This is a genomic window from Streptomyces sp. NPDC059003 (assembly GCF_042740445.1).
Taxonomy (GTDB): Bacteria; Actinomycetota; Actinomycetes; order Streptomycetales; family Streptomycetaceae; genus Streptomyces.
Map to the genome: position 1 here is coordinate 21,146 of NZ_JBHYJH010000098.1, position 14,547 is coordinate 35,692.

The 14,547-nt window shown below is 68.6% G+C and carries 12 protein-coding genes and 2 pseudogenes; 12 read left to right on the plus strand and 2 right to left on the minus strand.

The annotated features are described in order from the left end of the window. Positions 1–10 precede the first annotated feature (10 nt). From ACFWZ5_RS28990 to ACFWZ5_RS29030, 9 genes are all read left to right on the plus strand, one after another. Positions 11–1,576, plus strand: coding sequence for an amino acid adenylation domain-containing protein (locus ACFWZ5_RS28990; protein ID WP_384795194.1), 1,566 nt, complete (start codon positions 11–13; stop codon positions 1,574–1,576). After that, positions 1,573–1,845 (plus strand): acyl carrier protein, encoded by a 273-nt coding sequence (locus tag ACFWZ5_RS28995; protein WP_384795196.1) that lies wholly within the window; start codon positions 1,573–1,575, stop codon positions 1,843–1,845. Before ACFWZ5_RS28990 ends, ACFWZ5_RS28995 begins: the two co-directional genes overlap by 4 nt. Before the next feature lie 117 nt (positions 1,846–1,962). Continuing rightward, positions 1,963–2,763 carry a phytanoyl-CoA dioxygenase family protein gene (locus ACFWZ5_RS29000; protein WP_384795198.1) on the plus strand — a complete coding sequence of 267 codons (801 nt, stop codon included), beginning with the start codon at positions 1,963–1,965 and terminating at the stop codon, positions 2,761–2,763. After that, on the plus strand, positions 2,760–4,277 hold the full coding sequence (locus tag ACFWZ5_RS29005) for an AMP-binding protein (protein ID WP_384795200.1): 1,518 nt from the start codon (positions 2,760–2,762) through the stop codon (positions 4,275–4,277). Before ACFWZ5_RS29000 ends, ACFWZ5_RS29005 begins: the two co-directional genes overlap by 4 nt. 746 nt (positions 4,278–5,023) lie before the next feature. Then, positions 5,024–5,338: an acyl carrier protein gene (locus ACFWZ5_RS29010; RefSeq protein ID WP_384795202.1), complete on the plus strand. Its 315-nt coding sequence runs from the start codon at positions 5,024–5,026 to the stop codon at positions 5,336–5,338. Beyond that, positions 5,335–6,585, plus strand: coding sequence for a cytochrome P450 (locus tag ACFWZ5_RS29015; protein ID WP_384795204.1), 1,251 nt, complete (start codon positions 5,335–5,337; stop codon positions 6,583–6,585). The genes ACFWZ5_RS29010 and ACFWZ5_RS29015 overlap by 4 nt, the downstream gene beginning before the upstream one ends. After that, positions 6,582–7,316: a thioesterase II family protein gene (locus ACFWZ5_RS29020; protein ID WP_384795206.1), complete on the plus strand. Its 735-nt coding sequence runs from the start codon at positions 6,582–6,584 to the stop codon at positions 7,314–7,316. Before ACFWZ5_RS29015 ends, ACFWZ5_RS29020 begins: the two co-directional genes overlap by 4 nt. Before the next feature lie 148 nt (positions 7,317–7,464). Beyond that, on the plus strand, positions 7,465–7,653 hold the full coding sequence (locus tag ACFWZ5_RS29025; RefSeq protein ID WP_384795208.1) for a hypothetical protein: 189 nt from the start codon (positions 7,465–7,467) through the stop codon (positions 7,651–7,653). A 219-nt stretch (positions 7,654–7,872) separates the two neighbouring features. Continuing rightward, complete coding sequence (locus ACFWZ5_RS29030) at positions 7,873–8,325, plus strand: transposase (RefSeq protein ID WP_384795210.1); 453 nt, start codon at positions 7,873–7,875, stop codon at positions 8,323–8,325. Between the two features lie 566 nt (positions 8,326–8,891). On the opposite strand, the gene ACFWZ5_RS29035 is transcribed toward ACFWZ5_RS29030, so the two are convergent. Beyond that, entirely contained in the window at positions 8,892–9,617 is a 726-nt protein-coding gene (locus ACFWZ5_RS29035) for a dienelactone hydrolase family protein (protein WP_384795212.1), read from the minus strand. A gap of 369 nt (positions 9,618–9,986) precedes the next feature. Here ACFWZ5_RS29035 and ACFWZ5_RS29040 point away from each other — a divergent pair, with 369 nt between their 5' ends. Beyond that, positions 9,987–11,447, plus strand: a complete 1,461-nt coding sequence (locus tag ACFWZ5_RS29040) for a multicopper oxidase family protein (RefSeq protein WP_384795214.1) — start codon at positions 9,987–9,989, stop codon at positions 11,445–11,447. Positions 11,448–11,639: 192 nt separating this feature from the next. Then, complete coding sequence (locus tag ACFWZ5_RS29045; RefSeq protein WP_384795216.1) at positions 11,640–12,254, plus strand: DUF2637 domain-containing protein; 615 nt, start codon at positions 11,640–11,642, stop codon at positions 12,252–12,254. Between the two features lie 749 nt (positions 12,255–13,003). Here ACFWZ5_RS29045 and ACFWZ5_RS29050 read toward each other — a convergent pair. After that, positions 13,004–13,716 (minus strand): annotated as a pseudogene (locus ACFWZ5_RS29050) (transposase family protein). 173 nt (positions 13,717–13,889) lie between these two features. On the opposite strand from ACFWZ5_RS29050, the pseudogene ACFWZ5_RS29055 reads away from it, so the two are divergent. Then, a pseudogene (locus ACFWZ5_RS29055) lies at positions 13,890–14,547 on the plus strand (AIR synthase-related protein); the annotation flags it as partial.

Below are 14,547 nucleotides of genomic sequence, written 5' to 3' on the forward strand. Positions count from 1 at the left end.
GGGAAAACGGGTGGCCCTTCCGTCCTCGCCCGTCGTCCACCGCCGCTTCGAGGAGCACGTGCGGGCCACTCCCGACGCCGTCGCCGTAGTGTGGTCCGGCCAGCAGGTGACGTACGCCGAAGTCGACGCGCGGGCCAACCGGTTCGCGCACCTGCTCACCGCACGCGGCCACGGCCGGGGCGCGAAGGTCGGCGTCTGTCTCGACTACTCGATCGACATGATCGTCGCCATCCTCGGCACACTGAAGGCCGGCGCGGCCTACGTGCCCTTCGACCCCGCCTACCCCGCGGCCCGCCTGCGGCTGTTGCTCGCGCAGGTGCCGGGCCTCGCCCTGATCGTGGCTTCCTCGACGACGGCCGCGATGGTCGAGTCCGGGGGCGTCGAGGTCATCGACCTCGAACAGCTCGCAGACCACCTCGCGACCCTCCCGGCGACCGTCCCCGACGTCCACGTCACCGGGGACGACCTCTGCTACGCGGTGTTCACCTCCGGCTCGACCGGAACCCCCAAGTTGACCGCGGTGCGCCACGAGGGCTGGTTCAACCTGATGAACTGGCTGCAGCTGGAGTACGGCCTGCACCACGGTTCCCACCACCTGGTCGTCTCCGCCTTCGGCTTCGACCTGTCCCAGCGTGCCCTGATGACACCACTGTTCTGCGGTGCCACCCAGCACCTGATGGCCAGCCGCAACTTCGACGCCATGCTGGCCCACCGCATGCTCACCCAGTACGACATCCGCGTGGTGCACTGTGCCTCCAGCACGCTGTACCTCCTGGTCGACTGGGAGAGCGCGCGCGGCGGCGACGCCCTTGCCCGGCTCGACTACATCCTGTTCGGCGGGGAGGCGCTGAAGAGCGAACGCCTCGCCCAGTTCGCGCGCCGCCCGGACACCACCTGCATCCTGCTGCACCAGTACGGCGTCGCCGAGTGCACGGACGTCGCCACCTCCTACGACCTGGCCCACTGCCGGCCCGGCGAGCACGACATCACCCCGGTCGGCCGGCCCGTCCACAACACCGCCATCCACGTCCTGGACGCCGAACTGCGCGAGGTCGAGGCGGGCCAGTACGGCGAGATCTGCATCTCCGGGGTGGGCGTCGGCGCGGGCTACCTGGGCATCGGCGGCCCCGAGAACGCCAAGTTCACCACCATCGACAAGGACGGGACGCCGGTGCGCCTGTACCGCACGGGGGACCGCGGCCGGATCGACGACAGCGGTGAACTCGTCGTCGCCGGGCGGATGGACGCCCAGGTCAAGGTGCGGGGCATGCGGATCGATCCCACCGAGATCGAACGCGCTCTGGGCAGGCTGGTCGGCGTCAGCGATGCGGCCGTGGTGGCCGTCCACGACGACGGAGGCGTAGTCGAACTGAACGCGTTCGTCGTCCCCTCGGGGAAGGACCTCGCCGAGGACGACCTGCGCACCCGTCTGCTGTGGACTCTGCCGCGGAACATGCTGCCGTCCCGGTTCACGAACATCCTGCGCATTCCGCTGAGCCCGCACGGAAAAGTGGACCGCGCCGCCTTGGCGGACATCTGCCGCACCCGGAACGCCGACAGCAACTCCGCGGCATGACCAGGCCCTTGGCCGCGACGACGAACGAGAGGAATGCGATGACCGCCGACCGCGTTCGCGCCATCTGGCGCCGGGAACTCCAGCGCGACGACATCATGTCGGACGACGATTTTTTCGCTCTGGGCGGTGATTCCCTGATCATGGTCAGGATTCAGGGCGCATTCATCGAGGAACTGGGCGCCGAGGTCCCCATGGACCAGCTGTTCCTCAATCCGACCGTGGGGTCGATCGCCGCCTACATCGACTCCCGGGCCGCCCTCGCCCCGTAACACCGCCGCAGCCGACGGACGGGAAGGTTCTGCCCGGACAGGAATCTTCCCTTTCCGATCAGGTCTGCGTAACGATTTGCATCATCCCGGAGAATCAAGGAGAAAGGTCATCGCATTATGCTCACCGAAAGTCAGATAACGGAATACCGGTCCGAGGGATTCCTGCTCCTCGAAGACGTCTTCGACGCCGACGATATCGCCGCTCTGCGACGTGAGGTGACGGATCTCTACGGGACCGAACACCCTGGGCGGATCTTCGAGGAGGACGGGACCACGGTGCGGGGCATCCACGGCTGCCACACCACGGGCGCGCTGTTCTCCAGGCTGGTGCGGCTGCCCGAGCTGCTGACCGCGGCGGAGCAGCTCCTTGACAGCAAGGTGCATGTGTTCCAGTGCAAGGTCAACGCCAAGAAGGCGCTTCGCGGAGAAGTGTGGCAATGGCACCAGGACTACAGTGTCTGGGGGCCCAAGGACGGCATGCCGGAGCCGCGGGCGGTCAACGTCGCGCTGCTGCTGGATGACGCGACCGAGCACAACGGTCCGCTGCTGGTCGTTCCCGGATCGCATCGAAACGGCGCTATAGCCCCGTGGAGTCCCGAGCCCGAAGGCACGTCGCAGTGGGAGGCAGACCTTTCGGCGAAGCTGAAGTTCGCGCTGGACGCCGAACAGATGGCCAAGGTGGCCGCGGAGTCGGAGATCCGGTCCATTGTCGGACGCGCCGGAAGCCTGGTGTTCTTCCACCCCTGCATCGCGCACGGCTCCGGTGCGAACATGGCGCCGATGGACCGGACTATGGCATTCGTCAGCTACAACAGTGTCGACAACGAGTTGCGCGAAGTGCCCCGCCCGCGTCCGGAATTCGTGGCGTCGCGTGACTACCGGCCGCTGGAACTCGTCGACGGAGGTCTGATCGCATGAGCGACCTCGATGCCTCACTGATCCGGATGCTGATCGACTCCATCGCCCGGCACCGGGACGCGGTCGCGGTCATCGACAACGGCGTCGCCCATACCTACGCCGAACTCGACGAGGTGTCGGCCGAGATCGCCGGCGGCCTCGCCGCACACGGCATCGGCCCCGGGGACGTCGTCGACGTACATGCGACTCGTTCGTGGTCCCGTTGCGCGGCGGTGCTGGGTGTGTGGCGTGTCGGAGCCGGCGTCCTGTCCATCGACCCGGCCATGCCGCCCGCCTGGACCGGCAAGCTGGTGAGCAGCGCCGGCTGCGCCATGGTCCTTCGGGCCGAGGAGTGCCCACCGGTCGGGGCGGGTGTCGCGGAGCACACCTTCCGATCGATTCGGGGAACGCGACGGGACGAGGTCGCGACCGGGCCGCTCTGCTATGTCATCCCTACCTCCGGGTCGACAGGCGAACCCAAGGCCGTCGCGGTGCCGCCGGTCGTTCTCGCGGACCTGGGCAACTGGCATGTACGGCGGTGGAGCCATGACCGGCCGCCGAACACCCTGCACATGTCGTCCATCGGGTTCGACATGGTGTACGAGGACACGGTGGCGACCTGGCTGGCCGGTGCGAGCCTGATCGTGGTGAACGATCAGGACAGGCTGGATCCCTTCACGTTGGTCGACATCATTCGCGAGCACGATGTCGCCCGGCTCTTCCAGCCGGTGGTCGGACTGCACGGACTGGCCGCCGCCGCGTGTGTCGCCGGCGTGGGAACCCCGAGTCTGCGGGAGATCTCGGTGGCCGGTGAACAGCTGGTGATCAACGAGGAGGTTCGGAAGTTCTGTGCCGACGGCGACCTGACGCTGGTGAACCAGTACGGGCCGAGCGAGACCCATGTGGTCACTCAGTACCGCCTGACGGGCGACGTCGCCGAGTGGCCCGACCGGCCGCCCATCGGCACCGCCGTCGTCGACGCGGAGCTGCTGTGCCTCGTGGACGGACGGCTGCGCCCGTTCACGGTCGGTGAGACCCGGGAGCTGGTCATCGCCGGGAACTGCGTCGGGGTCGGGTACGCCGGTGACGACGTGCTCACCGCGAAGAAGTTCAGGGAGGTCGAACACCGGGACGGCCGCATGCGGCGCTGCTATTTCAGCGGAGACCTGGTCACGTTCGACGGGGCCGACTTCCACTTCGTCTCCCGGCTCGACGACCAGCTCAAGGTGAACGGCTACCGGGTCGAGCCGGGGGAGGTGGAGTCCGTGATCGCCCAGGTCGCCGGTGTCCGCCGGGCCGCGGTCGTCGGGGTCAAGGTCGCCGCGTCCACGCAGCTGGCGGCGTACTACACGCGCGCGTCGGGCGCGGAGGTCTATCGGGACGACCTGATCCGTTCGTGTGCCTCCGGTCTGCCCCGGTTCATGGTCCCCCGGCACTTTGTCGAACTGGAGGAGCTCCCGTCGACGCGGAACGGGAAGATCGACCGGGCGAAACTCCGGGAGATGTTCCAGGAGCCCTCGGTGAGCCGGGGCTGACACGTACCCGTCGGGGCTGTCGGACGCGGTGGGGTACGCCTTCGGCCCCGCGCCGCCTGCCCCCGCGGCGGCAGGGCCCCGGACAGCCCTGATCGTCCGTATGGTGATCTTTAAGGTCCTGTGGCCGTTTCGTTCACCCCCCGCTTTGGTGTCGGGGAACTTGGTGAATGGTTCCGTCCGTGGAAACAGGAACGGACGCTCGGCATCCTGGAGCAGCGGAAAGGGAACGGCCGGACCGCGCCGGTCCGAACCTTTCCGGCATTCCTCACTCTGAGTTCTGGGAGAAATGATGAATTCCGCGGGCGTGTTCGTGGCCACTGTTCTCTTCACGCGAGCACGTGCCACTCGGCCCTCTCCGGCAGTATGGCGACCGTGGCCGGGGCACCGAAGCCGGTGGTGAAATGCCGACCGGTCGGCTGTCGCATCGAGTGCCGCGTCGTCGTCGCGGGGTCGGGCTCCCGCGCAACCCGCGCGGTTCTGGCCGGCGGCTATGGCGGTCCTGCGTGGGCGGGCGGATCCGTGAGGGCGTCGCGGGCGTCCTGCCTCCGGCGGGCACGGTCCTGTGACGGGGCTGCCGACGGATGCCGAACGACGCGCGCGTACCCGCCGAGGGCGTACTCCCTTCTTTGTCGTGGGCCGGGTGCAGACCAATCCCTGTCGGCCACGCTGTAAATGACGCTCCATCACATTCGCGTGCACGGAACCGAGCGGGAACTCCCGTTCGGCGGAGAAAGGAAGCACTGACCATGGAACCGGCGCCGCAGGTGATCCACCCGCGAGGTGGACAGGATGAGACCGCACGACGCCATGACGCGCCATCGGGCCGCCCGGTGCCGCTGGTGGACGAGATCGCCGCGCTGTGGGGGGAACTCCTCAACCGCCCCGAGGCCGGGGCAGAAGATGACTTCTTCGCCCTCGGTGGCAACTCCCTGACCGGCATCGAGATCATCGAACGGGTGGCACGCGACTACGGCGTCCGGCTCTCCGTCCGCGACTTCTACCTGGCGCAGACCCCGGCTCGCGTCGCCGGGCTGATCGAGCGGGGGAGGTCCGGCACATGAGACTGACGCCGGGCCCCGCGCGCGACATCGACCTCGACACCGTCGACCTCTTCGACCTCGACCTCTACGGCACGGGTGACCCGCACCCCGTCTGGGACGTGATGCGCGCCGAGGCGCCCTTGCACCACCAGGTCCTGCCCGACGGACGCGAGTTCTGGTCGGTCACCCGCTACGAGGACGTGTGCCGCGTCCTGAGCGACCACCGCGAGTTCACCTCCGAACGCGGCACCGTGCCCACCCACCTCGGCCAGGACGACGTCGCCGCCGGTGTGCTGCTCACCTCCACCGACCCGCCCCGGCACACCGAGGTCCGCAGGCCGCTGGGTTCCAGGCTCACCGCCCGCGCGGTCAGGTCCTGGGAGGATTCGATCCGCCGGTCGGTGACCCGCTTCCTGGAGCCGGCCCTGGACGGCGAGGTGTTCGACCTGGCCGAGAAGGCCCTGCTCCTCCCGGCGATCGTCACCGGCCCGCTGCTGGGCATCCCCGAGAAGGACTGGGAAGAACTCGTCCAGCTCACCGCCATGGTGGCGGCCCCCTCCGACCCGCACTTCCAGCTCGGCAGCGAAGCCGCCACTCTGGCGATCTCCCACCACGAACTCGTCGGATACGTCACCGAGTGGGTCAAGGACCGCCGCCGCTCCGGAGCCGAGGACGACAGCCTGCTCCATCACCTGATGAGCGTGCGCCCCGGAGGGGTGCCGCTGAGCGACCAGGAGATCGCCCTCGACGGCTACAGCATCCTGCTGGGCGCCAACGTGACGACCCCGCACACCGTCTCCGGCACTGTGCAGGCCCTCATCGAGCGGCCCGAACAATACGGCAAGGCCCAGGCCGACCCGGACCTGATCCCCAACCTGGTCGAGGAAGGGCTGCGCTGGACCTCGGCCGCCTGCAACTTCATGCGCTACGCCGCGACCGACGTCCCCGTCGCGGGCGGCGTCATCCCGGCCGGTGCGGCGGTCGTCGCGTGGATCGGCTCGGCCAACCGGGACGCCGCCCTGTTCGCCGCCCCGCACACCTTCGACATCACTCGCCCCAACGCCAAGCGGCAGATCGCCTTCGGATTCGGCCCGCACTTCTGCATCGGCGCCCCGCTGGCCCGCCTGACCCTGCGCGTCTTCTTCGAGGAACTCCTTCACCGGTTCGGCTCCCTCGACCTGGCCGGCGAACCGGAGCACCTGCGCTCCTACTTCATCGCCGGCATGACCCACCTGCCCATCACCGCCCAGAAACGGCACACCCCATGACGTCCGGACCCTCCCTCGTCTCGCCGTGGTTCGTCCGGCCGCCCGCCGCCGGTGCGTCCGCCCGCCTGTTCTGCTTCCCCTTCTCCGGCTCCGGCGCCTCCGCGTTCGGCGCCTGGCCCGCCACGGCAGGCGACGCCGAGATCTGCCCGGTGCAGTTCCCCGGCCGGGAGAACCGCCTCGCCCACCCCCACTACGCCAGTTACGAGAACCTCGCCGAGCAGCTCGTCGAGGCCCTCACCCCGCTGCTGGACACGCCGTTCGCGTTCTTCGGGCACTGCGCGGGCGCCCTGCCCGCCTACGAGAGCGTGCTGAGGCTGGCCGCCGCCGGCCTGCCCACCCCCCAACGCCTTTTCGTGTCCGGCCAACCCGCCCCGCACGAGGCTTCCCGAGACCGGATGCTTACCCTGGGCGAGGACGAACTGCGCGCCGAACTCGTCACGTTCCTGCGCAGCCGGGGCATCGATCCCCGCCCCGACATGATCGACATGGGCATGTTCGTGCTGCTCCGCGACCACGCCGCCGCCGGAGCCTACCGGCGCACCGAACCCGCCCGTATCGACTGCCCGATCACCGTCCTGCACTGGAGCGAGGACACCGATGTGAGCCTGGCGGACCTCCAGGGCTGGCGCCGCTGCGCCGACTCGGTCGAGATCCGCGTCGTCGAGGGCGGCCACTACGACTTCATGGACGCGCCTGCCCAGCTCCTCACGACCCTCGCTGCCGGTCGATGAGCTGCTCTGCCGCGACGACCGGTCCGGGAAGCCGAAGCCGGGCCGAGCCCGGCGGCTGCGTCGGGGGGCGGGGCGATGACGTCGATCCCGTGCGCCTGCGGAGTGTCGGCTCGGCGAGTTCAGGCCCGTCCGACCACTGAAGCCCTCGATGAATTCACCGTACGACGGCCCGCAATGGGTCGGACTGGACCTGCACCGGCGCCGCTCGGTGCTGGTGCGGCTCGCGCCGGACGGGCAGCGACTGGGCAAGATGGTGCGGTTCGCCAACGATCCGGTCCGGCTTATGAGGGAGATCGCCGAGGCGGGGCCAGCGCCGAAGGCGTGGATCGCCCCGTGAGACACCCGTGAACTCCGCGAGCTGGTACGGGGCCGGCACAGGCCCGTCGCCCTTCGCGCCAGCTGCCGCAACCAGGCCCATGCGGTGCTGGCCAAGCGGGGCATCGCCGTGCCGATGAGCGACCTGTTCGGCGTCGCCGGCGACGCCTTCCTTGGCGAACTGCCGCTGCCCGCCGCCTAGATGGCTCGGCTGCGCGCCCTGCGGGAGGTGATCACGGGCATGGACCGCCAGGTCGCCGACCTCGACCGGAAGATCGCCCAGGTCGCAAAGGCGGATCCGCGGGTCAAGGCCCTGACCGCACTGTCCGGCATCGGCCCGCTCACCGCACTGGTCATCCTGGCGGAGGTCGGCGACATCCGCCGGTTTGCCTCGGCTCGCAAGCTCGCCTCCTGGGCCGGGCTCACTCCCACGGTGCGCGGCTCGGACCGCACCGTGCGCGATGGACCCATCACCAAGCAGGGGGATCCGTGGCCGCACTGGATCGTGAACCAGGCTGCGCAGACCGCCAACCGGACACCACGCTATGCGGCCTGCTTCGAACAGATCGCACACCGCCGGGGCAGGAAGATCGCCACCATCGCGGTTGCCCGCAAGCTCCTCACGCACGCCTATCACGTGCTGCGCGAACTCGATGCGATCCAACAGCCAAAGGAGCCATGCGCCACGGCATGACGATCACTCCCAAGGACAGGGGGACAAGCCCCGGGCGAGCTCGCCCTCCAGCATGAACCGGCCCCGCCGCGCTCGATCATCTGAATGAGCAGCCCGGCCCCCGATCGAAGGGCATGATCCGGCCCAGCCGACCAGGATCGAATGGGTGCGTGCGAGCCCCCCTCCGCACGACCACGACTGGGGGACCACGGCCTCAACATCCCTGTCCACAACGTCAATCGCCTCGGCGCGGATCCTTGGGACACACGCCGGGCCGGGTTGCCGTGCACCTTGACAGCCCCGGCCCTCATGGGTGCTGGAGACGCCTCAAGAAGCACCGATCATGATCGTGTAACGAGCTCTTGGCGAGACGCTCGGCCGGGGTTTCCCAGCGCTCCAACTCTTCCGCCGACGCAGGCGCCCAGTGCTCGCGCAGGTCGCTTACGACCGCCAGCGCCGCCAACCCGGGCCTCGTCACCTTCAGTGCCCGACTGCGGATCGGTCGGACGAGATGAGAACGCTGCTTTGCCGGAAAGCCCCGGTCGACCGGCTTGGTTTGCGGTCCGGGATCGTGGTTGCCGACCAGATCACTCCGTTATGGGCAGGCACTCGGCGAGCAGGTCGACGACGTCCCGCCAAGCTCGCTGCGCGTGCTGCGGGTGGTAGCCGACCCCGGGGAGCGCAGTGTGGTCGACCGGTGGGTGATGGAAGGCATGCAAGGCGCCGCCGTAGACCACGAGGCGCCAGTCGACGCCCGCGGCCTGCATCTCGGCGGTGAATGCGTCCCGTTGCGCGGGCGGCATGATCGGGTCTTCCGACCCGACCCCGACCCACACCGGGCAGCGAATGCGCGCCGCCTCGCCCGGTCGGCCCGTGGTCAGCGCGTTGACGGTCGCGATCGCGCGCAGGTCGACGCCGTCACGCCCGAGTTCCAGCGCGATGGCGCCCCCCGTGCCGTAACCGACGGCGGCGATCCGGTCCGGATCGGTCCGCGGTTCGGCGCGGAGCACGTCGAGTGCCGCGTGGCCGATGCCTCGCAGCCGGTCGGGGTCGGCGAGCAGCGGCATGCAACGGGCCAGCATCTCCTCGGGGTCGCTCACATAGCGCCCGCCGTGGAGATCGAAGGCCAGCGCCACATATCCCAGCTCGGCGAGCGCATCGGCCCGGCGACGCTCGACGTCGCTGAGCCCCACCCCCTCGGGCCCGACCAGGACCGCGGGCCGGCGGTCGACACCGGCCGGGAGCGCGAGATGCCCGATCATCGTCAGGCCGTCGGCCGCGTATGGGATCGTGCGCGTGGTAACCGTCGTCATGAGCCTGGACTGTAGTGATCGTCGAGCCCGGTCGGGCCGGTGTTCTGCCGCTGGCAGAAGGCAGGTCTCTGGCGCATCCCGGACCACCCCGTCAGCGGTTCAGCTCTGCAACTCCCCACTCCGTTGAACTCCGGAGCCAGTGAGACGACGAGTACCCCCGACCGATTTCAAAGATCCTCATCAGAGTGCCGTCCGCTGTTGGATTTTGCCCGGGTGGGGATGGGGGCTTGAGGCGGGCTCCAGGGGCTTTTGAGGGGTTGGGCCGCATGCTGTGCGGCGGATGCGTTTTTGGTACTTGTGTTTCGTACTTCTGCCGCAATGCGCGGTATGTCTGGGGGAGTTGGCATGATCCAGCGGAGGACTGTCCTGGTGAGCGGTGCTGCACTGAGCGGGGCGATCGGGGGTGCGGGCCTGTTGGTACCGGCGTTGTCGAACCGGGCGCAGGCTACAGGCAGTGATCTGGATCCGACCACGATCGCGCAGTTCACGCAGGCGATGCCGGTGCCGGAGACCCTGAAGCCGACGTCGGTGTCGACCACGGGTGTCTACTACGAGCTGACCATGCAGGAGGTGGACGCGGAGATCGTGCCGGGATACAAGACCCGGGTGCGCACGTTCGGCGGGGATTTCACCGGTCCGGTCATCAAGGCGGTCTCGGGGCTGCGGACGGTGGTGCGGCAGACCAATGAGCTCGATGTGCCGGTGTCGGTGCACCTGCACGGTGCACACGTGCCGCAGTCCAGCGACGGCTCGCCCGGAGACCTGATCGCCCCGGGCGGCGGCAGCAAGACCTACACCTATCCCAACAGTCAGCCGCACGCCAACCTGTGGTTCCACGACCATGCCCACCATCAGGAGTCGGAGACCGTCTACCGCGGCCTGTCGGGCCTGTATCTGCTCACCGACGCCATCGAGCAGCGCCTGAACCTGCCTTCGGGCAAGTACGACGTGCCGATCTCGCTGCGCGATGTGCGCATGGACGACGGCGGGCAGCTGGCGTATGCGATGAACGACGGCAAGCGCACGGTGCTGCTGGCCAACGGCAAGGCCTGGCCCTACTTCGAGGTCGCCGCCCGCAAGTACCGCTTCCGCCTGTTCAACACCTCCAACATGCGTTTTTACGCGCTGCAGCTGTCGGACAAGGCGCCCTTCACGCTGATCGGCACCGACGGCGGGCTGCTGGAGAAGCCCCTGGAGGTGACCTCGGTGGCGCTCTCGCCCGGGGAGCGCGCCGATGTCGTCGTGGACTTCTCCCGCTATGCCGCGGGCACCCGGCTGGTGCTGAACAACACCCGGCCGCCGCGACCGGGCGACCCGGTCGACCAGGTCGGCAGGGTGCTGCAGTTCCGCGTCACCGACCCGGCGCCGGACACCTCCACCGTGCCGGCGGTGCTGCGTACGCTGCCCGCCCTGGGCAAGGCCACCGTCCAGCGCAGTTTCGAGCTGTCCATGGACGAGTCCGGCCAGACCATGGACGCCTACATCAACGGCAAGACCTTCGACATGAACCGGATCGACACCGAGATCGAGTACGGGGCCACGGAGATCTGGACGGTGCGGAACGCCAGCACCAGGGCCCCGCACAACATCCATCTGCACCTGGTGCAGTTCCGGGTCCTGGAACGCAACGGCACACCGGTCACCTCCGGGCCCGAGACCGGGCTGAAGGACACCGTGCCACTGAACGCGGGGGAGACGGTGAAGCTACAGGCGACGTTCACCGGCTACGAGGGCACGTATGTGTACCACTGCCACATGATCGACCATGCGGCGATGGGCATGATGGCCAACTTCCGGGTCAGCAAGACCCGCAGCACCCGCAAGTCGTGACCTGCTGCCCGGCGGGGCAACACCCCGCCGGGCAGGCCCTGTCGGGCAGCAGCGCGCCGGCACCGGCCGGGGGCTTTTGGTGTCGGGGGCGGGGCGCGCCGCAGAAGGTGGACGGTCTGACCTGGGGCTTTTGGTAGGGAAGCTTGTTGTCGAGGGGAGCTTCTTCCCTACGGCGCGGGGGAGGGCGGGCCGGTGAGACGGACCGTCGTGCGGATGGGTGCCGGTTCGGATGTGTGGGTTCGGCGCGTTGGGGCGGTGGTCGTGGCTGGGGTTGCGGCGTACGCCTCGTACGTCCATCAGTGCGAGTTTGCGCTGCAGGGCGGCGCGGACCGAACGAGCGCGATGCTGTGGCCGTTGTCGGTCGACGGCCTGCTCCTCCTGGCGACAGTCGGCGTTCTGAAGCAGCCCCGTGGCCGTCGGGGGCGGTGGGTGGTGTGGCTGGCGTTTCTGCTCGGGATTGGGGTCTCTCTGGCGGCGAATATCGCCGCGGCTCCTGCGGTGGCGTGGAAGCCGGTGTTTGTGGCCGGTTGGCCGCCCGTGGCCCTGTTGCTTGCGGTCGAACTTCTCGCCGACCGATCCCGTGGTGACTCCAAGCGCCCTGCCGAGGAGAAGCCGGACGACGCAGATATCGCTGACGGGAACCCGCTGTTAGAACGTGCCCGGCGTGTGGACACCCGGCATCGAGAGCTACATCAGCGGCCGGTCTCGGCTGAAACCCTGCGCAAAGAGCTACGGATCGGTGCCGAACGGTCGAGGCAGCTGGTGGCGATGGTCCGCGCAAGCCGCAACGGCGCGATGGGAGGTTGAGTAGTCATCCGGGGCTCTGTCGATCCCGCCCCGTGACCGGGAAAATCGGGGTGGTGCTCGTCCGGATGACGTCGATACAGCTTGGTGCCGCAGGTTGAGCCCGTTTGAGTAGTCGGATACAGGGGCCGAGCGCAGACACCTCACCAGGAACACGAGGATGCAGCGACATCTCCATCTTGGAGGAAAGTTGCTGCGACCTGCACTGATTCGTGGTGCGAGCTGCCGCGTAGGGTCATGTGGGACCGGCGTGACCCATGCGTACCCACCGCAGTGGCTGTCAGCACTGATGTCAGCCCTGGCTCGCGTAGCTGCTTGTGGTCGTTGCTGGCCAGCGCTGACTGCAGTACGTGCTGTAGCGAGGGCTGGCTGCGTCGGCGAGCTGACCAGGCCGCTCGCCAACTGGCATGCCTCAGGTCGGGGAATGTCTCGTTGATCCTTGACGCCAAGAACAATGGATGGCTCGGCTGTTTGTGCCTGACCGTCGGTTCAACGTGTTGTCCATGATGTGTCATGTTGAGCGTGCTGCGATCCTTGAACCGGTCGTGAAGGGGTCCTCACCTGCAGTTTGCGTGTGCGCATTATGTGCGGTTTGGGGTTTACGGGTGATGCCTTGACACTGAAGCGATGCCTGTGATGCTCGTGCTGGTGGGGGCAGGTGGCATGTCGGACAGATCAGACCCTGTCAAGGTGGCGAGAATCTATGGGGCGTCGAGTGCAGGCGAAGCTGAGCGCAGACCTATCGGGCGCTTTCAGCGGTGCCGCTCCAGTGTGGGGACAGCCGCGGCGATTGACGACATTCGACTCGGGCTGCAGCAGGCTCTGCGGAAGACGCGCCAGGACTTCAGGCGGGCCACGCCCTGTTCCACCGGCGCCCGTGCCACCGAGAGCGCATGGTTGACCGTGCGCTGGGTCAGCGACAGGTCACCGCCCGGTGGGCGTCTGACCGGTTTCGTCACCCACGGCCCAGCCGTCCCGGCAGGCGCGGTCGGCGAGCACCGGGATGCCCTGGCGCTCGCAGATCCGGATGATCCGGTGGGCGCGGGCCACAGTCAGGTCGTGGGCACGGCTAGGCAACGTGGGCGAGATCCACAGCAGCCATCCGGCAGGTCACCACCTGCGCGTCTACCTCGTGCCGACGGTGCTGGTGGGGGCAGTCGGCCCGGCCGACCAACCCGGTCGCACTCCGCCAGGCTGCCTCCAGCAGGACGTAGTCGGTGTCGGCTTCGCGAGGGGTACGCAGAAGGCTGGGCGCATGGTCGGTGAGCCGATCGATGACCCGCCGTGGTGTAGGCGTGCGCGGTGCCGACGACGATGCCGAAGCCGACAGCGCCCTGCGCGAGGGTGTCATGCGCAGATACACCAGGCCGATCAGGGCACGATGGTGCGGCGGGAGCGTGCAGCGGCGGTCACCTTCGCGGGTGACGATGAGTATGGTGCCCCACTCGACCAAGGCGTGAGGCAGGTCAAGCGCGGCAGGAGAGGGAGCTAACGAGACTCCTGTGCCGGTGAGTTGGAACTTCGAACACCTCCCTCAACGGCACAGGAGCCTCGCGCGTTGCGGACACCGTCGCCCTCACCCGATCAGTGGCCACGCTCAAAGACTTCACGGTCTCAGTCGGCGATGTCGAGGCCGTAGCGGCGTCCGGCGCGGGCAACAAGGTCATCCTGTACGGCGCCCGCACGGGCGGCGACGGCATCGGCGGCGTGTCCGTGCTCGCGAGCGAGACCTTCGAGTCGACGGGTCCGGCCAAGCGTCCGGCCGTGCAGGTCGGCGACCCCTTCCAGGAGAAGCTGCTCATCGAGTGCACCCTGGAGATCTTCAAGGAGCAGCTGGTCGCGGGCATCCAGGACCTCGGCGGCGCCGGGCTCTCCTGCGCCACCAGCGAGCTGGCGTCGGCCGGTTCGGGCGGCATGCGCGTGGAGCTGGACACGGTTCCGCTGCGCGACGCGACCCTGTCTCCTGAGGAGATCCTCATGAGCGAGTCGCAGGAACGCATGTGCGCGATCGTCGAGCCGGACAAGGTCGAGCGGTTCCTGGAGATCTGCGAGAAGTGGGACGTCATCGCGACCGTCATCGGTGAGGTGACGGACGGCGAGCGCCTGGAGATCTTCTGGCACGGCGAGCAGATCGTCGACGTCCCGCCGCGCACGGTCGCGCACGAGGGCCCGGTCTACCACCGCCCCTACGAGCGCCCCACCTGGCAGGACGCCCTCCAGGCCGACGACGCGGGCAAGCTCCCGCGCCCGGCCACCGCCGAGGAGCTGAAGGACCAGGTCCTGAAGGTCGTCGCGT